At 60.3% G+C, this 17,002-nt stretch carries 16 protein-coding genes and 4 pseudogenes; 7 read left to right on the forward strand and 13 right to left on the reverse strand.

The genetic code is table 11. The annotated features are described in order from the left end of the window. Positions 1-470, forward strand: a pseudogene (locus AC0L17_RS28150) (hypothetical protein); the annotation flags it as partial. A 195-nt stretch (positions 471-665) separates the two neighbouring features. Here AC0L17_RS28150 and AC0L17_RS28155 read toward each other — a convergent pair. The 3 genes and pseudogenes from AC0L17_RS28155 to AC0L17_RS28165 all read right to left on the reverse strand — a co-directional run. Beyond that, positions 666-1,088, reverse strand: a pseudogene (locus tag AC0L17_RS28155) (DapH/DapD/GlmU-related protein); the annotation flags it as partial. Positions 1,089-1,162: 74 nt separating this feature from the next. Continuing rightward, positions 1,163-1,771 (reverse strand): hypothetical protein, encoded by a 609-nt coding sequence (locus AC0L17_RS28160; protein WP_473518173.1) that lies wholly within the window; start codon positions 1,769-1,771, stop codon positions 1,163-1,165. Positions 1,772-2,098: 327 nt separating this feature from the next. After that, positions 2,099-2,798: pseudogene (locus tag AC0L17_RS28165) on the reverse strand (transposase); the annotation flags it as partial. Positions 2,799-2,967: 169 nt separating this feature from the next. Here AC0L17_RS28165 and AC0L17_RS28170 point away from each other — a divergent pair. Together AC0L17_RS28170 and AC0L17_RS28175 are read left to right on the forward strand one after the other, a co-directional pair. Then, positions 2,968-3,960 carry an HNH endonuclease gene (locus AC0L17_RS28170; RefSeq protein ID WP_473518174.1) on the forward strand — a complete coding sequence of 331 codons (993 nt, stop codon included), beginning with the start codon at positions 2,968-2,970 and terminating at the stop codon, positions 3,958-3,960. A 306-nt stretch (positions 3,961-4,266) separates the two neighbouring features. Then, positions 4,267-4,764: a hypothetical protein gene (locus AC0L17_RS28175; RefSeq protein WP_473518175.1), complete on the forward strand. Its 498-nt coding sequence runs from the start codon at positions 4,267-4,269 to the stop codon at positions 4,762-4,764. A gap of 329 nt (positions 4,765-5,093) precedes the next feature. On the opposite strand, the gene AC0L17_RS28180 is transcribed toward AC0L17_RS28175, so the two are convergent. Then, positions 5,094-5,318: a hypothetical protein gene (locus AC0L17_RS28180; RefSeq protein WP_473518176.1), complete on the reverse strand. Its 225-nt coding sequence runs from the start codon at positions 5,316-5,318 to the stop codon at positions 5,094-5,096. A 211-nt stretch (positions 5,319-5,529) separates the two neighbouring features. Then, positions 5,530-6,507 (reverse strand): IS5 family transposase, encoded by a 978-nt coding sequence (locus AC0L17_RS28185; protein WP_473518177.1) that lies wholly within the window; start codon positions 6,505-6,507, stop codon positions 5,530-5,532. A gap of 116 nt (positions 6,508-6,623) precedes the next feature. Between AC0L17_RS28185 and AC0L17_RS28190 the strand changes: the two genes are divergently transcribed. The 3 genes from AC0L17_RS28190 to AC0L17_RS28200 are packed head-to-tail and all read left to right on the forward strand — an operon-like array spanning position 6,624 to position 8,851. Beyond that, positions 6,624-6,821 (forward strand): hypothetical protein, encoded by a 198-nt coding sequence (locus AC0L17_RS28190; RefSeq protein WP_473518178.1) that lies wholly within the window; start codon positions 6,624-6,626, stop codon positions 6,819-6,821. Beyond that, a complete protein-coding gene (locus tag AC0L17_RS28195; RefSeq protein WP_473518179.1) occupies positions 6,805-8,250 on the forward strand; it encodes a DNA cytosine methyltransferase in 1,446 nt (481 codons plus the stop codon). Before AC0L17_RS28190 ends, AC0L17_RS28195 begins: the two co-directional genes overlap by 17 nt. Next, positions 8,204-8,851, forward strand: coding sequence for an endonuclease III domain-containing protein (locus tag AC0L17_RS28200; RefSeq protein ID WP_473518180.1), 648 nt, complete (start codon positions 8,204-8,206; stop codon positions 8,849-8,851). Before AC0L17_RS28195 ends, AC0L17_RS28200 begins: the two co-directional genes overlap by 47 nt. 164 nt (positions 8,852-9,015) lie before the next feature. Here AC0L17_RS28200 and AC0L17_RS28205 read toward each other — a convergent pair whose 3' ends face one another. The 8 genes from AC0L17_RS28205 to AC0L17_RS28240 form a co-directional block, all read right to left on the reverse strand. Next, on the reverse strand, positions 9,016-10,788 hold the full coding sequence (locus tag AC0L17_RS28205; RefSeq protein ID WP_473518181.1) for a DEAD/DEAH box helicase: 1,773 nt from the start codon (positions 10,786-10,788) through the stop codon (positions 9,016-9,018). Next, a complete protein-coding gene (locus AC0L17_RS28210) occupies positions 10,778-12,304 on the reverse strand; it encodes a ParB N-terminal domain-containing protein (protein WP_473518182.1) in 1,527 nt (508 codons plus the stop codon). The genes AC0L17_RS28205 and AC0L17_RS28210 overlap by 11 nt, the downstream gene beginning before the upstream one ends. Continuing rightward, a complete protein-coding gene (locus tag AC0L17_RS28215; protein ID WP_473518183.1) occupies positions 12,301-12,921 on the reverse strand; it encodes an RNA polymerase sigma factor in 621 nt (206 codons plus the stop codon). The genes AC0L17_RS28210 and AC0L17_RS28215 overlap by 4 nt, the downstream gene beginning before the upstream one ends. A 192-nt stretch (positions 12,922-13,113) precedes the next feature. After that, positions 13,114-14,457 (reverse strand): hypothetical protein, encoded by a 1,344-nt coding sequence (locus AC0L17_RS28220; protein WP_473518184.1) that lies wholly within the window; start codon positions 14,455-14,457, stop codon positions 13,114-13,116. 65 nt (positions 14,458-14,522) lie between these two features. After that, complete coding sequence (locus AC0L17_RS28225; protein WP_473518185.1) at positions 14,523-14,918, reverse strand: helix-turn-helix domain-containing protein; 396 nt, start codon at positions 14,916-14,918, stop codon at positions 14,523-14,525. After that, on the reverse strand, positions 14,918-15,289 hold the full coding sequence (locus AC0L17_RS28230; protein WP_473518186.1) for a type II toxin-antitoxin system RelE/ParE family toxin: 372 nt from the start codon (positions 15,287-15,289) through the stop codon (positions 14,918-14,920). The genes AC0L17_RS28225 and AC0L17_RS28230 overlap by 1 nt, the downstream gene beginning before the upstream one ends. 128 nt (positions 15,290-15,417) lie before the next feature. Further along, entirely contained in the window at positions 15,418-15,990 is a 573-nt protein-coding gene (locus AC0L17_RS28235; protein WP_473518187.1) for a tyrosine-type recombinase/integrase, read from the reverse strand. After that, the gene (locus AC0L17_RS28240) at positions 15,918-16,541 is read right to left on the reverse strand and encodes a hypothetical protein (protein ID WP_473518188.1); all 624 of its coding nucleotides are present in this window, start codon (positions 16,539-16,541) and stop codon (positions 15,918-15,920) included. Before AC0L17_RS28240 ends, AC0L17_RS28235 begins: the two co-directional genes overlap by 73 nt. Before the next feature lie 275 nt (positions 16,542-16,816). On the opposite strand from AC0L17_RS28240, the pseudogene AC0L17_RS28245 reads away from it, so the two are divergent. Next, a pseudogene (locus AC0L17_RS28245) lies at positions 16,817-16,940 on the forward strand (transposase); the annotation flags it as partial. Positions 16,941-17,002 lie beyond the last annotated feature (62 nt).

Below are 17,002 nucleotides of genomic sequence, written 5' to 3' on the forward strand. Positions count from 1 at the left end.
CGAACGCGGATGAAAGGCGTAACGGACAATCTTCTTTGCCTCGCCATCCTGATAACGGGCATTATGAGCCCAGTCCGACCGGAACCGGCAAGTCGTGGCTGGCCGGCGCCTTCGGCCGGCAAGCAGCAGGGCTCGATCGTTTCGTGCTCTATGTGCGCGTGGCCCTGTTGGAGGATTGCGCTCGCCCATCTCGATGGACGCTTCCCAAGCCTTCGATCAGGATCGCCCGCTCGCAACTGCTCGTCCTGATGGCTCGGAACCCTTACCGAGCAACAGCGCTCGCATCTGTTCGAAATCGTCGAGGAACGATATCGCCGCACCGCCCAGGTCCCGGTGGCCAGATGGCACGACCTCATCGCACCTTCACCGTCGCCGACGCCATTCTCGAACGGATCGTCCAAACGCACACCGCACACCGGATCGTGCTCCAGGGCGACAGAATGCGGAGAGCAAAAAGGCCGCGCCCCTAAACCGGCCTCAAACCGGCGAAAGCAACCATCCGTGAACGCAAAAGGCACCCAAGGACGGTCGCCGCCAAACTGCCCGGAGATTGGCCAAACACTGTCCCGCTTTTGCGAAATGCGCATCGATGCCCAATCGGCATTCACCAGGCAACATGGAGCTCCCAGGTTTCGCGTCGAATCGCCTGCTTTGTCCTCACCAAGTCATCTTACCCGAGCCGGACTTCCCATGACCTTCGCAGCTGCGGCAACCTCTCGAGTGACCACGCTGCCAGCGCCGACGGCCGCATCATCGCCAATCGTGACGCCCGGCAGAATGATTGCTCCATCACCGATCCAGGCACGACTGCCCATCCGAACAGGACGCCCGAACTGCATCCCAGATTGTCTCTGCTCGGGATCATGTTGATGATCGGCTGTATAGATCTGCACGGCAGGGCCAATTGCCGTTCCTTTGCCAATTCTCACCTTTGCCACGTCAAGGATGACGCAGTTGAAGTTGAGGCAGACGTCGGCCGATGGAATTGAAACCTTAATCGCAGAAAAAGGCGGACGGATGACCGCTCCGGGTCCAATCTCTCCGAGCCGCTCGGACAAGAGCGTATGCCAATGATCCGCAGTCGGCCCAGTCCATCATGGGCGCCACGGCTACTCTATCGTCTTGATTTCGCCATTTTTTCTCTAACATCAAATCGTTAGACCTACCGAGTGCACACAAATTTACGCCCGAATACGACCCTCTTCGCCATGCTTCGTTCTCTCAGTGCACACGGAGCGCACACGAAAAAGTGGCTACCTACACAAAGCTCTCGTCCGGTTCCTTGCGTGTCCAAGTCCGTCGCAAAGGTCGCTACGTCAGCGAGACCTTCCTGCGCCGAGACGACGCACGGCGCTCGGCGACCGAAACCGAGCGCCAAGTCGCTCGCGGTGAGACGCCCACGAAGTCCCGTATAGCGCGCCTGAAAACTTTCGGCGAACTCATCGACCTTCATATCGACGACATGTGCGATGTAGGCAAGTCCCCTCGCCGCTCCAAGGCCGCAGCCCTCGATATGCTGCAGAGGCATCTTGGGAAGTGCAGCATCGCCGCTCTCGATCGCGAACGGCTCATTCGCTTTGGTCGTGATCGAGCCGCCCAAGGTGTTCATGTCAGGATGAATAGCCCCATCACGGCCAACAGCAAGCGCGGCTGGGCAATGCTCAGCATCCGCGCCGCGGACAGGAATGCCGCAGCCGACAAACCCAGAGATGGAAAGCTTGGGTCTGGCAGCAGGCTTGCAGCGACCGGCGCGCGCTTCCAGTGGCGCCATCGAGCCTAAGCACCCGCTGTGCGAGAGGATAGCGCCAGCAGACAAGCCTGCGCTCGGCCGCCAACATACGGCCGACGCTGGCGACGTCAGCTCTCGTCACGCCGCAACGTAGGCTGCCTCGACAGCCGGACCGACCGCCCATCACGAGTCACGGGAAGCCCCCTCGACGAGGTTTGATGTAGCCGATCCACCGCCTAATGACAGCCGACCAGAGGCCACCTTAGCGACCTACCGGGGCCTGTTCCGAGAGTTCGTTTCCGGTCGCGCGAGGCTCCGTCGCCCCTAGCCGCGCCCGCTTCCCGGCACAGCCTTCGCAAGTCCTGGCTCGACGTCGCGCGAGCGGCGGAATCGCGTGGGATCGTCGATCGCCGTCATGAACGAAAGCGTCGTCACCGGCCCGACGCCGGGGATCGCCATGAAGCGCCGGCACGGCTCGCTGCGACAATCGTCACGACGAGATCATGCAGCCGGCAATACTGTTTCCACAACGCCGCGCGTGCCGACAGCATCACGTCCATCAGTTCGGCCGACAGCGGATCGTCCGCCGCCGCCTGACGCACGGCTTGTTCGAAGGCGCCACGTCCGACCTACTCAAGCGGATGCCGAACGACTTCAGCGAGTGGCGGACGGCATTCTCCAGGTCGAGGAACTTGGCCTACAGATTGCGTCGGTGGGTCAGCAGAAGCCGCGTGCGGTAGCAGCTCTCCGACTTGATGTAGGCCTCGCGGAACCAGCCGGTGCCTATGATGTGGCGATGCCGAGCGCATCGGCCTTGTCGGTCTTGTTGCGCTGCGCCGGCATCGCGGCGCGCGCATGCTGCGTCTCCAGGCAGATCACTGGCAGGCCGAGTCTCTTGAGTTCCGGACGCAGCCAGGCAACAGCGAGACGGCCTCGTGGCCGACGCGGCGCAGTCGCGTCAGAAACGGCTTCAGCACCGCAGCGCCTCGAGTCGGTCATCACCGCCATCTCCAGATGCACCGCGCCTTGATCGTCGACGACGCAAAACCGCCGTCTGGTCCATCGCCATCGTCCACCTCCGGCGCTGTTTGCAAGCAGGTTTTAATTTGCAGCGGCTCGGCTGTGATTGGGCTTGGCTGGCCCCACAATGGCCGATGATCACCGGCAGTTTTGGGAGCTGCGCTTTTCGAAGCATGCACTCGCTACCCATCTCGTAAGATGTAAATTAGGCTTCGCCGATGCGTCGATTCTGGTGGGTTAATCACAATCAGACGGCCCGCCAAGAAATCGACGGGCAATACCTTTGGTCGCCTAAGGTCGAGAGGAATGGCGCGCGTAGCGAGTTTTACAACAATATGCGCCGCGCCACGCCAGGTGATTTGGTATTGTCTTATTCCGACCAAGCCATCAGGTACGTAGGGCGAGTAGCCGAATTCGCCTTTGCTGCACCCAAGCCTGCAGAGTTTGGTGTCACCGGCTCTTACTGGAACACCGACGGATGGCTCCTACCGGTCTTCTGGACCCCACTGACACCTCCGGTGCGACCTCAGCGAATAATGGAAAGGCTTGGCCCCCTCCTGCCGTCCAAATATTCCCCAATCCATCCGAAGTCTGGCTCGGGCAATCAAAAGGCCTATCTCGCTGCAATCCCGGATTCGGTTTTCAGTGAGATTGCGGCGCATTCCCATTTTGATCGAGACGTCTTAGCTCGCGGAGGATCGAACAGCCTCACGTACCAAGTGGTCACAGAACTCCTGGACGACATCGTGGAAAGGCAGGTGCTGGATGACGTTCGATTGAGCGCCACGATCAAAGAGATGATCGTCAAAGCGAGGCGGGGCCAAGGCAAGTTTCGAGCAGACGTCCAGGCCGTCGAGCGAGAGTGTCGCTTGACGGGGGTAGACAAACCCTCTTTGCTGATAGCAAGCCACATAAAGCCCTGGCGACTATGCAGTTCATCCGAAGAGCGCTTGGACGGGATGAATGGACTGATGCTTACACCCGACGCTGATCTGTTGTTTGACCGCGGCTTCATCAGCTTCGAGGATGACGGTGAGATTTTGGTCTCGCCGCGCTTTGACCGCGACGACCTTCGGCGTCTCGGCTTCCAACGACATACCTGGGAGCAGCTTGAATTTGCCGAAGTCCCGACTCCTTGGCGGACAAAAAGTTTCGTGGCGCCTCAGCGCACCTATTTGGCCTTCCACCGCTCAGAAGTGTTCGTTGCATGATTCCACAAGAGAATGCGGCATAGCTCGAGGGAGATGGGGCGGGCTTGATAGCAAATCCAATTGAGATTATCAGACTTGTGCGAGAGTTTACCGGGCCTGACTTGACTCGGACTTTGTCCCGCATCAGGGCACCGTGCGCGGCGTGAGCGCTGCAAACTGCGCGAGCTTCCTCGAAAGCGCGGGCGCGGGCCGAGAGGCACTGGCCGCCGCGGCAGAGATGAAGCGGCTGGCTGGTCAGATTAACGTCACAATCCAGCGCTCGGCATACTGTTGTGCCTACCACACATTCTAGAACCCGGCGAGCATGTGGAATATGTATCCTTAGGTGCCGGGAACACTGGACGACGCTTCGATCTCGAGACCAACTTGCGGGTGGTGGAGTTCAAGTTCATCCACTGGCGCGGCGGGCCTGAAGCTATCCGCCAGAATTCGGTCTTTAAGGACTATTTCCTACTCGCAGATCACGTCACAACCAAACGGAAGCAACTTTACCTGCTTGGCACGGAGCAGGGGCTGGCCTATCTGAGAGGAAGACGAGCTCTGAATAGTGTGTTGAGCCAAAATGAGAAGGTGCGTTCGGTTTTTGCGGAGCGCTTCGGCGAGCGCTACCGTACTGTGGGCGAATACTATGCCGAGCATGGCAGTGCTGTCGTGATTGACGATACATCACTATACCTTCAGAATTGGCGGAACATCTGGTGGAAGAGACGACACTGGACACCGACGGCTCCTAAGCGAAGACACTCGTGGGGTGCGGATAAGATCGCGGGGGGCATGGCGTCGAACATTCAGATCGGTCAGTAGGCCTATGTTTGTCGGAACCGGCTTCCAGCGCTTCCCGACCAGGGAAAGGCGTTCTATAGGGGCGAGGTCAACTCGGGATGGGCGATCCGTTCGCGTCCGAATGCCCGATGGGACGGACAGCGATCTGGTAGCGACGAAGTTCGTTCATCACCGCGTCGGCGCGGCCATTCTTGAATTTGGTGACTTTAGTTCGGAAGCCACGCTTCTCGACCCGCTAGCGAAGACGTTCTACAATACTGCCGCCTGCTTTTCGGAGATGACGACTACGTCCGCTCGTTCAAAATCCGGAGCCGGACCGAACTTCATCGCCTTTGTGAAACAAGCAGCTTTCATCCCTTCGAGCACATCGTTGGCATGGCAGCAAGGATGGCGAGATCTGCGCTGCTGTGGAAAATGTTGCGGTTGAGGCAGCGATTGGAGAGTTCGCTCTCAACAGCCCTCAACCGTGGGATTTCACCGTCCTTTGTTGCTATCTTGGGCGAACCGCATTCGGCAATAAGTTTTCGAACGCCGGTTACTGCAAGAGCATGGTCGCCCCCGACAACAGTGTCCATGGTGCCGTGTCAGCGCAGTTTGTCCAGACCTATCTGATCAAAGCTCTGCTGGAAGGAGGGCTTTGCACGGGGGCCGAAGTTTGACGCAGATGGCGCATGGGGCGTTTTTTGAACCGCAATCAAGCCACATTCGCCCGGTTGCAGGGCATTTTTGCCCGCCTCGGGGGCCCAATTGGCCCCCCTCGGCGGATTTTGGGCAGACTCCGCCCCCTCATGCCGGCTTCCTCACCGGGAAGAGAACGGCGGTCGCCCGTTGCAGATTGTAGCTGCAGCCGGCAAGCACGCACTGCGTCCGGTTGGTCGCCAGGTTGAAGAAGCGCAGCCGCCGCATGCCGTAGCGCTGCTCGAACACCGCAAACGGCCGCTCCACCGCCGCCCGCACCTTGGAGATCAGGCGGTTGCGCTGCTTCTGGCGCGGCGTCAGCGGATGGTGCTTGTTGGGCCGATGCATCAACCGGTCCTTGATGCCGGCCTGCTTAAGCCGGGCATGCCGGGCATGGGTGTAATAGGCCTGGTCGCCATAGGCCGCCTCCTCGTCGCCGCAGATCAACGTGTCGGCCGGCTCGGTGTCGGTGATCGAAGCATCGGTGAAGTGCATCCGCCGGATCAGCGTGTGAGCCTCGTCGACGCCGTTGTGCACCTTATAGCCGAACACCGTCTTTTTGCCCTTGCGTCCCCAACGCGCATCGGGGTCGGCCGATGGCCGCGCCGACGTCTCCTCACCCTTCTTCGGCTTCGCCGGCGGGCGGGCGGCGGCCTGCATGAACGATGCATCAATCAGCGTGCCGCGCTTGAGGATCAGGCCCTTCTGCTCAAACTGCCGGGTGATCTCATCGAACACCCGATCAATCAGCCCGTCGCGCTTCAGCTCTTCGCGGAAGCGCCACAGCGTCGAATGGTCCGGCGTGCGGTCCGACAGGCTGAAGCCGGCAAAGCGGCGGAACGACAGCCGGTCGCGCAGTTGCAGCTCAAGGGCGGGGTCGCTGAGATTGTTCCACACGCCCAAAAACAGACAGCGCAGCAATGTCTCGGCTGGATAGCTGGTGTTGCCCTTGCCCGGCCCGCTGCGCTGACCAAGAAGTGCCCGGATCGGCATCCAGTCGATGACGGTCGCAATCTGGTCGAGCTGCGTCGTATCCGACCACGCCAGCCCGTCCGCCAGACTAGTCTCTGGCGGCGAGGCAGGCATGAGGCTTGATCACTGGAGCCACGTCCAACGCTGTCTGCTGCCAGCGCGAGATATTTGGTGACCTTTGGTGAGTTCTGGTGTATTATTGTGCCGAAGCACGTCGGGGTATACGCGATATGTCAAAGGACGAGCCGCGGCTCACCGTCACGGTCGAGCCTAAGATCTATGAAGGTTTGTTAGATGTCACCGACCGTCGACACCCGCGGCTGACGAAACGCTATGTGATCGAACTCGCCCTCACCCGCCTCTTTGAGGACGTGAATCGTGGGCAACTACAGCTTGGCTTGGAGGTGCAGAGTGGCCGACGCAATTGACGCGCCGGATCTCCCGGTCATCTCGCTTTTCTCAGGGGCCATGGGGTTGGACCTTGGCCTGGAGAGAGCCGGCTTCCGTGTGGCAGTGGCTCTTGAGTGCAACCCCTACGCGGTGGCAACGATCCGGAAGAACCGGCCAGATCTGCCGCTGATCGACCGTCCTATCGAGGGTGTGTCGACCGAGGAGATCCTAGAGGCAGCCGGCCTAAAGCCGGGTGACCCTGTTGTGGTCGCCGGCGGCCCTTCATGTCAGGTTTTTAGCACGGCCGGAGCTCGCGGCTCCCTCGGTGATCCGCGCGGGGAGCTCTTCGAGCATTTCGTCCGAGTGGTGCGCGAGAGCCAGCCACGGTTCTTCGTCATGGAGAACGTTCGCGGGCTTCTGTCGGCAGCCGCCCGGCACCGGCCGCTGAGCAAGCGTGGTCCGGGACACCCTCCCCTTGCACCTGACGAAGAGCTCGGTTCGGCATTTCAGGTCGTCGTGGAGCACCTGCGCGATTTGAAATACTACACTGTCTTTGACATCCTGAACTCCGCGGACTACGGGACTCCCCAGACGCGGCAACGTCTCCTGTTGCTGGGGAGCCGCGACGGTGAGGCCCTCAAGATGCCGGTGCCGACGCACATGCGGGAAGGTGCGGACGGCAAACCCCGATGGCGTACTCTGCGAGATGCCGTAAGCGGTCTCACGGATCCGGTTCCAGAATTCTATACGTTCTCCCCAGCCAGGGAGAAGTTCTTGAAACAGGTACCTGAGGGCGGCAACTGGCGCGACCTGCCACATGAAGTGCGCAAAGAGGCGCTCGGTCGCGCGTTCGACTCATGGGGCGGTCGGTCTGGCTTCTTCCGCCGCCTTGCCTGGGATCGACCGAGTCCGGCCCTCACGACCCGTCCCGATAGCAAAGCGACGAGCCTCTGTCACCCGACCGAGCTGCGTCCGCTGAGTGTACGTGAGTATGCTCGTGTCCAAGAATTCCCTGACGACTGGACATTCGCCGGCCCTGTCCGCAAAAAATACGAGCAAGTTGGTAACGCTGTCCCCCTCGGTCTCGGCGAGGCAGCCGGCCGTGCGCTCCGCAACATCATGTCCATGCCTTCGGTTGCCGGACGGTTTGGGCACGTCGAGTGTTTCAACCTTGACCTGTTGACGAAGCTCACGAAGCGTCCGCGGACAATCGTGAACCCACCGCGTATGCGGAACGATACCGAGACGGAGACGATCACTGGCTGGTACAAGGAACCGGGCCGGTTGCGGCGAGATGCGCTTGCCTACGCGGCGCCTGAGATCGAGGATGAACTCCGCGCGCTTATGCGCCTAGCCGCAGTCGCGGAGGTACCTGATCTGTACGAGGAGTCGACGAACTGTGATGGAGAAGGCGCGGCGGGTGACTGGCCTGCTGAAGGCGAGGTACCGCTCGCCGCGGCTGAATAATAAAGACGACGCTCTCGACGAGCTCTTTTTTATCCTCTTGTCGCAGATGACGACAGGACCGAGCTATGAGCGTGTCTATAACCGCTTGAAGGCAGCTGTACCGAACTGGTCGCAACTGCTGAAAATGGATCTGACTGTCCTGACAGCCCTCATTGGAGACGCCGGTCTCGCCAACCAGAAAGCACCACGTATGGTCGCTATCGCCAACCAACTCGCGCGAGACTTTGGAGAGGTCACACTCGAACCGCTCCGACGGATGACGGACACAGATGCAGAGACTTTCCTCACCACGCTGCCCGGCGTCGGACTGAAAACCGCGAAGTGCGTGCTCATGTACAGCCTCGGTCGCAAGCTGCTCCCGGTCGATACGCACGTCGCCCGCGTGTCCCGCCGACTGATGCTCGTTGGAGATGCGCCGAGCCGGCTCTTCGTCGCCAGTCTGGAAGCAGCGGTGCCGCCGGACTGTAGGTACGACTATCACGTAAATGTACTCCAGCACGGTCGAGAGCTGTGCCGGCCCTTGCGTCCCAAGTGCCCAGAGTGCCCGCTCTTAGCGCTATGTCCTTCAGGATACGATCAGCGCCAAAGCAACGCGGGTTGACCAAGGTGGGGGCTCGCACCAAGCCGCCCCACGCGGAGAGCCGCGACAAGCCTCTCCCGCCCGGGTGGACGTAAGGGTTTAGGCGAAGCGCGGCAACCTGTCGATGACTGTCAATGTGTCCGTCGGTAGCGGCGTTTCGTGCTGGTGGCTTGGCACGCCCAGTGTCAATCTTTCATCAGGAGGTCAGCGGCAGCTCGAGCCTCTTCCAGGAAAGTATCGCGGGTGGGCGGAGGGGTGACCACGTCTCCGAGGAGCGACTGTGCGGCCAGTTCCTTGGTTACGAGCCGCTCATACTCCTGGATCTCGAGGGTCTTGTCGCAGAGCAAGATGAGATACTCAACGTCCCGCTGCTGGCCGCGCCGATGGATGCGGTCGAGACTCTGCAGGTAGTGCGCCGCTTGGTTGGACAGCGATTCGTACACTGCAAATCTTGCACGATGTAACGTGAGGCCGGCCCCGGCAGCCGCTGGGTTGGCCACCAAGATCATCGACTCGTTGTCCTCCTGAAAGCGGCGGACCGTCTCTCTACGCGTATCGGTGTCGGTAACCTGCCCGTCGTAGCGCATGGCTCCATGCGCCTTATAGCGCTCGACAATAGCTGTGATCGACTGCGTATAGAAAGACCACACTAGCACCTTTTCGTTCGCCGACATCAACCGGCTGACCACGGCGTCTAGCGCTTCGAGCTTCGCGGGCGTCTCGCTGTATGAGGGATCGATCGCCGAAGGGTTCGAGCACAGCTGGAGGAGCGCAGATCTGCGGGCGAGGAAGTTGGCGTATCGGCGCCCGAACCCCTTCTCGTCGGTCTGCTCGATATCCGAGACCAACTCGTTAAGGGTATGCTTGTAGAGGCGTCGCTGCTGCCGGGCGAGCGGGACGAAGATGCGTTGAAAGCTCTTCGCCGGGAGGTCGGGCAGCACCTCCGCCTTCAGGTGTCTAGTGTATAGGCCACGCTTGTCGATCACGGACTGCACGACGGGAGCCGCCTCCGCTCGATCAGCAGGGACTTCGACACCTTCGAAGGCGAGGCCGAAGTCAACTAGGCTGAACTGCTGGACAAGGTCCTGTGGAGCATTCGGCGCAGGCGTCCCGCACAGTACGTAAGCGCGACCACACCACTCCCTGAGCCTCCGGATGGCGCGGGTCCGCCGCGCGTCCATGGACTTGATAAAGAACGACTCGTCGACTGCGAGGACCGTACGGCCTGGACGACTGCGGAGCAGTGCAGAGAGTTCTTCCTCCATGCTCACGGCAGTTTCGAAGTTAGTGACCAGTACCTCGGGGTCATCCTGCAATACGCGACGCTTCTCGCGTGCAGATCCTGAGACCACTGCTATGCGATAGAGGTCTGGCCTGAACCGCCCGAAGTCCTTCGGCCACTCGGGCACCATGCTCTTGGGCGCAATGATCAGGACGCGATCAGCCTCATTCCTCGCGGCAAGGAGGTCGAACGCATAGATAAGGGTGACTGTCTTGCCCGCGCCCTGCTCGTCAAAAACGCAGAGCCCGAACCCTTCCTTGATCGTCATGGCCGCAACATTGAGCACCTGGTGCGCGTCGAGAACGGCAAGACCCGCGCTGTCCTCGACCTCAGTCCGGGCTGCGCCCAACCCCTCAGCCTTGAGCCGTTGGACCTGACGCACCGATTCGTCAAAGATCTCGGAGGCACGACGCCTGTTCTCAACGAAGCGGCGTGCCTCTGGTGTCCACCGAAGGATAAGATCGTCAATGCGCTCGAGCTGACCGGCAAGCTGGTGCGGCACGAATATTCCGTTCGCAGAGCGTCGCACCGAGTTACCTCCACCAAGCGCGGCCTTAACAGTAGCCAACAGCCCTACCGCGTCTCGGGAATCTCTCCCGGTTAGGTACAGACCATCGAGCCCATCGCCGACACGCACATCGGCGGCGGTCTGAGCAACCCACTGTTCATGCCGCATTGTGGGCCTCGCTCGAGGTCGACGCATCGGAAGGCACGACGTAGCTCTCAACAAGCTTTAGTGCGCGGTACAGGCGATGGAGGTTCTCCTGGGAGAGCGCATCGGGAGGGCCAGGCCGAAAAATCTTAACGGGTGCGTTCTCGAGCCATTTCGTGAAGACCTCTACACGCTTGTTGGCTCCGACCGTACGCTCGACCTCTCGATTTGCTTTCGAGAGCGCGATCCCCGTATCGATTAGCTGTTGCCCCTCCTTCCGGTTACGCTCTCCGGCTTCACGGAAGCACGTCATTGCCTCATCATCTAAGGAGACGGCGCGCAGTTCGCGGATCTGGTTCCAGTTCTTGAACTTGTCATCGTACAGTAGGTCGTAGACGAGGCTCTTGAAGCTCTCATCGTCGTTCAAGGCTGCGAGCACGCCGTTACGCCGACCCTTGCCGAGTTCATCGAAGTACTGGAAGTACTTCTCTGCCTTGTGCTTAACGGCGTATTTGTCCTTCTTTCCTTCCGTGACATGGTAGTCCTCGAACTCCGATGCGAGCTCGATCATCCCGACGTAGCGGCTGACCTCGTCCGTGGCGATCGCGAACTTGCGAGCGATCTCCCGCCGAATATCCTTCTGCCGTCCAGGCGCTGGATTGGCGCGTCCTTCTAGCGCGAGGAGGGCCTGCCAGTGTTCGTAGACCTTCCGCGCCTTCACGTACTGAGGCCAGTCCTGCTTGTGATCTGGCTCGAAATTGAGCGACACGATGACTGCCTCGCGGTCGTCCTCGGTTGCGTGTTCTGTCAGCTGCCACACCTGCACCCACTCGGCGCGTCGCTTCTGGTCAGCGTCGAAGTCGTTGCTGTTCAAAATGAAGTAACAAGCCGTGATCCGACGGTTGCCGTCCAGGAGGTTGCCTTCCCGGTCGATTATGGGCGGTTTGCGGACGCCGTTTGCCGCGATGCTGCGTGCCAGCACTTCAATCTCGAACTGGTCGTCCTCAGCGAGCCCCGGCAGACTCATCTTCCCGAGCATGATCGCCAACAGCTCGTCTGCCTTAGGCGTCCGACCGTGGACTTGGAAGAATTGGTTCAGGTGAATATCGATGCGCTGATTCTCACCCCAAAGATTGATGTCACGCGTGCGAACGAAGCCCTCCCATACAGGGACGCTACGTTCGTGGAATACAGGCGTGGGGCGGATGGGTCGCGGTTCGACGCCGTTGTGCCCGACGAGCCGTACGCTTGGGTGGTCGGCTGGGCTCTGAGGGCGGAGTGCGAAACGCACGGCCTCGACGCGGTCGATGAGCGTGTCGAGATCCGCGGTCATCTGTGCAGTGACCACACGATCCTCGCGCGCCTCGGCGCGTTCGCGCATCACGGTGAGCACGCGACCAAGCAGGGTGCGGGCCTCGTCTCGGTCGAGAGGCTGATCAAGGCCAGCCTGCAATACGTCGCGGACGATGTTCCCCATGTCGGTAGAGACGCGCTCTGCTGCAGCGATGAGGTCGCGGAACTCTTTGGAGAGGTCATTCATTGGTAGGTTTCCTCTTCGATAGTCTCGGAGTTGTCGTTGGCGCCCAGATCGGACGGGATTTCTTCTGGCAGCTCGATCCCATAGGCTCGAGCGGCGGTCTTGAGGCGGTCAAGCCCGCGCGACATCAGCGCGCGCGTGGCGTCGCGGCTGATGCCGAGTGTGTCAGCCACGACTTCAGCAGAGAGGTCGGGTTCGCCTGCCTCGACAGCCTCAATGACGAGTTCCATCACATCTCGAACCTGACCGTGACCGATCGCGCTGAGCAGTTGGCGTGCGAATCGCACTGCTTCGGTCCGGCGGTATTCGGCAAGATCGTCGGCCTGACGTCTCTCGTCGGGGGACAGTTCCGCATCGCCGGCACAGTCCGATACGTCATCGATCTCACGCATATCCAGGTGGTCGCGGTTCCATCGCTCGTTCGCGATGTTGTCTGCCGCCTTCCAGAGCCAGGCACCTATGCTGCCGACCCTGCGGCCTGTCGAGACAGCGGAATACGCGCTCTCGACCGCCTCGGCGACGCTATCGTCAACGTCGGCCGCTGGCAGTTTGGACCATTTGGACTGGAGCATACGCTTCAGACCGGCAAGGTAGCCACTCGCATGCAGCGCCTCGATCATGCCTACTGCGTCCTTCGCCCCAGCTGCTGCCTGGGCATTCGACAACAAGGCCGACGCCTTCGCGATGGGATCTGACCCCAGGGGTTCTTCCTCGTTCAACCTCGCCGCCCCTTTTTTTGCGAACCAGCGGGTTGCCGGTCACCTACATACAGTAGTCTAGGGGCGAAACAGGGTCAGCAGGAGCGCAGCGAATCAAGGCTTAGGAGCCCATTTTGCGTAAAGGCTCTTCGAGGCTGTGGGGACCGTCTTCGCATCAACGAGAGCGACGAGCGCACGGAACCGCTTCTCGCAGCCGCTATTCGAGTTGATACGACTTCCGACGAGGGTTGAGGCCTTCGGTAGATCCAGCATCAGCTTGACCTCGTTTGGCGAGAACGATTTGACCATCTCACTGTAGGATGGCGAGGCCGCGTTCGATACGCCGTAGGAGTTGCCCGTCGCAGCCGTCACGACTGCCTCCACAAAAGTGGCTTGCGCCGTTTCCGGGACACGGTTTTTCCGCGACAGCTTGAGGAGCCTTTCGGCGAAAGGCGGCTCGTTGTGGAAGTTATCCCAGCCGTTGTGCACACTTAAGAGCTTTCTACTCGCTGATGTGAAGATACTGTGGACCTCGACTTCGCTCAGCAGCGACAATTGGCCCAGTGTCTCGAAGAACTGCAGCGAAGCCTTCTGACGGGCTTCGTCGCCTTTTGCCTTATAGTCCTGGTGTCTATCCACCAGCGCCGACCTGGTCCTGGGGCTGAGCTCGCTACTGAACGATTCGCAGATTGCGATGGCGTTCAGGCGCGCCTCCTCTCCCGACGCCGGGTCACAGTAGATGCCGTGTAACATGACGAAGATCAGCTCGCGCTGGGCCTCGAATGTTTCCTGGATACGGCGTTCCCATTCTTGTCGTTGATCCTTCTTGAACTTCGTTGTTTTCAGCGCGACGAGCAGGGACTTTGTGTCCACCCCCTTTGGGTTGTGGGCGCTCGAGAGCGCGTGCTTCTGGCAGCGGCTTAGGAAGCTCAGGAACTCGTCTTCATCGACCGTCCCCGCAGCCGGGTGTGCGATAGAGAAACTGTTGCGTGTGGCCCTGCACTGGTCGAGGAAGAAGAAGTCGTCGTCACCGATCAGGTTGAGCTTACGGCAGAGGTCGAGGAGCTCGGCGTCCTTGAGGTCGAGGAGCGTGTCCTCGTCGAAGGACTTGTCGTCGAGGATCTGAGGGACGACGTTGATGCCGAACCGTCGCACCTTGTCGCGCAGCTCCACGACGGCCGCGTTCCACACATAGTTGATGGCTGCGTCGAATAGGCCGCTGGCGACCGCAACACACATTTTGACGATCCGCTCATCGCGCAGGTGCGGGGGGATCTTCCTGATCAGGCGTGGGAGCTGGGACCAAGCATGGTCGATCTGATCGTCCTCGGCGAGCACATTGCGGGGGACGCCCAAAGCGGCGGTTAGTTGGGCTAACATGGGCGAGGAGAGAGGTGTCACGTCGGGTAATGTGACAGCGGGCAGGTCAATCTTTGGCTTAACTAGGGCTTTGCTCATACCTACTCCCAGCATCGACGAGACCATCTCGCCCCATGGTAGTCTCTAGCCGAAACAGGGTGAGTTCAGCCGGCGCGTGCGGTCTTCGTGCGGTTACGTCCACCTGCCGCTCTTTTAGCTGTACGCACGGAGACGGTTTTGGGAGCCACGACGTCGCCGAGCCGCTCTATACGGAGAGGCGGGCGCGAGGGGAGGCGAACGACGAGGTCGAGTTGCCCCCCGATCGCCTCGACGTAGCTTTTAAGGGTAGACAAATACATGTCGGCTTGTTTCTCGATCTTGGAGACCGAAGGCTGCTTGATCTTGAGGGTCGAAGCGATTTCGGCCTGGGCCTTTCCAGCGGCACGGCGCAGCTCGCCCAGGCTCTCAACTTCTCCCTTTAACTCTTCGAAACGTGCGTCGACACGCTCCCGACGATCCTCGGGGAGCGCAGCGATTAGGTCGTCAAGCCTACGTCCCATCACTTCTTCTCCTTCTTCGCCGCCGCCAAGCGGTCGAGATGTCCTTGATAGCGCTTGTCCGCCTTGGCGATCAGATTTTTATAGAAGCGCTTCTCACTCACGCCTGACTTGTCGCCGGCGACGAGCAGGATCGCCTTCCGCTTTCGGTCGAATGCGAACGCAACCCGCCAGACACCATCATCGGCGTCGAAGCGCAGTTCCTTCATGTTCGCGAACGACGACTCATTCAAGGTGTCCGCATGTGGTCGCCCCAGCTGGGGCCCGAACACACCGAGCAGCTTAGCCGAGGCCAATAGCTCATCTTGGACTGTCTGGGGCAACGCCTCGAACTCCCCATCGAACTCATCGCCGAAAACGACTTCCCAAGTCATATATAGCTCCTAGGCTATGTGGTCAATATCAAGCTGTCGAACGATAGTCTGCGGCCGAAACAAGGTATCGGTAGAGAACGCAAGAACGCTCTATACACTTGGTGTCGCCGAGAGCCGAACGAGCGAGATCAACGTTTAGCGGCGATCATGTCCGTCACGATAACCTTAACCCGTGCGGCATCAATGCCCTCGACCAAGAGGCGTTTGGATAATGATTGGATCAACCGATCGAGGTCAGCCAAACTCCCCGGAGCTGCGGATTCCCCCAAAGGCTTGCGCGAAGCTTGGTTACTTCCTGCGAGCGCCGCAGCAATTTTCTTCGTTACTCGATTAGCGGCGCGCCGAGACGGGTCGTTCTGCACATCAGCGCAAATAGCTGTCGAACGCGGATTTGAATGGCCCAGGATCGCGCCCGTCAACGCCAGTGCCTCACCCGTTGAGATCGCGGTCGAGCCGATAGTGTGCCGAAGTGTGTGAGGCGTAACGCCGGGAAGCTCAGCTTTCTTGATCGCCTTCGCCCAGATGCGCTTGGTGCCTTGGAAATAGCTGTCGCCACGTTCAGCCGGGAATACGAAATTGCTGCCTGCCTCACGCGGCAGGCTTTCGAGCAGCGCAACCGCAGCAGCTCCTAAGGGTCGGATTGACTTATCTTGCGATCGTCGAGCTGCAATGGTCCATCGCCAAGATTTACCTCGGTCCATTTGAGCGCCGCGATCTCCTCTCGGCGGCAGCCAGTCAGCGCCCAGAGCCGTGCAATATTGACCGCCTTTGAGTTAACCCCTCCGGCCTCTAGTTCATCCAGCGCCGACCCAAGGCGCGTCACTTCGTCGAGGGCGAGGAAGCGTTTTCGCTGATTGTCGGTCTTGCGGACAGCCGCCGTCTCGCAAGGATTCCGCTGGACGATCTCGCTGCGGATCGCGAAGCTGAAAACGGCAGACAAGTCTCGAACAACCTTACGAGCCGCGCCCTCACCGCCGCGTACAATGATGCGTTTGCGCGGAGCGATCTTCTCATCTCTGTTCGTCTTGCCAGCGGTGACGTCACGGACGAAGCGTTCGATGTCACCGGCATTCAATTCGCTGACGCGCTTATGTCCGAGCAACGGCACGACATGGTTGCGCAGGCGTGCCAGTGTGAGTTGCTTGGTCAACGGTTTCATCGGCTGACCTTGCCGCTGTCCGCGCTGGATAACGCAGCCTTCTTCTTCATACAGGTCGATCAGGCCGCAGATCTTCATCTCACGCCGCTTCAAGCGGCGCTCATCCGCTGGATCCTCGCCCTTGGCGACACCGCCGAGAACAATCTTCGCCTGCCTGCGTGCCTGTTCGGGAGTGAGAGGGCCAAACCGGCCTATCGTGACGAAACGCTGGGCCGCCGATCTACCACCGCCTTCGGCACGCTACCGGGCAAACGAAGGTCTTGGCGCCGCTCGTTTCGACCCGCAGGCCGAAGCCGGCCAGTTCGCTGTCCCAAATGAAGTACCGCTGGTCCCTCTTATCGGTGGCATCAACCACCCGTTTTGTAAGAGCTATCCCAGGTGTCGGTCCGGTGACGGCGCTTTCGCTCATGACTTCGATCGATGATCCGACGCGCTTCCGCCGCTCGCGTGACGTTGCGGCCTACTTCGCTGACGTCGCGGCGCTGGCAGTCGATGGCCATGAAGCGCCGGCACCGCTTGCTGCGAGATGCAGCAAGAGACCTACCCCATCAGCA

This window comes from Mesorhizobium sp. WSM4829 (assembly GCF_055811475.1).

Bases quoted from the DNA above. Each gene is read 5' to 3' on its own strand.
- AC0L17_RS28160 (WP_473518173.1), bottom strand. From the start codon at position 1,771: ATGGCGCCACTGGAAGCGCGCGCCGGTCGCTGCAAGCCTGCTGCCAGA.
- AC0L17_RS28170 (WP_473518174.1), top strand. From the start codon at position 2,968: ATGCGTCGATTCTGGTGGGTTAATCACAATCAGACGGCCCGCCAAGAA.
- AC0L17_RS28180 (WP_473518176.1), bottom strand. From the start codon at position 5,318: ATGGACACTGTTGTCGGGGGCGACCATGCTCTTGCAGTAACCGGCGTT.
- AC0L17_RS28185 (WP_473518177.1), bottom strand. From the start codon at position 6,507: ATGCCTGCCTCGCCGCCAGAGACTAGTCTGGCGGACGGGCTGGCGTGG.
- AC0L17_RS28190 (WP_473518178.1), top strand. From the start codon at position 6,624: ATGTCAAAGGACGAGCCGCGGCTCACCGTCACGGTCGAGCCTAAGATC.
- AC0L17_RS28205 (WP_473518181.1), bottom strand. From the start codon at position 10,788: ATGCGGCATGAACAGTGGGTTGCTCAGACCGCCGCCGATGTGCGTGTC.
- AC0L17_RS28210 (WP_473518182.1), bottom strand. From the start codon at position 12,304: ATGAATGACCTCTCCAAAGAGTTCCGCGACCTCATCGCTGCAGCAGAG.
- AC0L17_RS28215 (WP_473518183.1), bottom strand. From the start codon at position 12,921: ATGATCGAGGCGCTGCATGCGAGTGGCTACCTTGCCGGTCTGAAGCGT.
- AC0L17_RS28220 (WP_473518184.1), bottom strand. From the start codon at position 14,457: ATGAGCAAAGCCCTAGTTAAGCCAAAGATTGACCTGCCCGCTGTCACA.
- AC0L17_RS28225 (WP_473518185.1), bottom strand. From the start codon at position 14,918: ATGGGACGTAGGCTTGACGACCTAATCGCTGCGCTCCCCGAGGATCGT.
- AC0L17_RS28230 (WP_473518186.1), bottom strand. From the start codon at position 15,289: ATGACTTGGGAAGTCGTTTTCGGCGATGAGTTCGATGGGGAGTTCGAG.
- AC0L17_RS28235 (WP_473518187.1), bottom strand. From the start codon at position 15,990: ATGGACCGAGGTAAATCTTGGCGATGGACCATTGCAGCTCGACGATCG.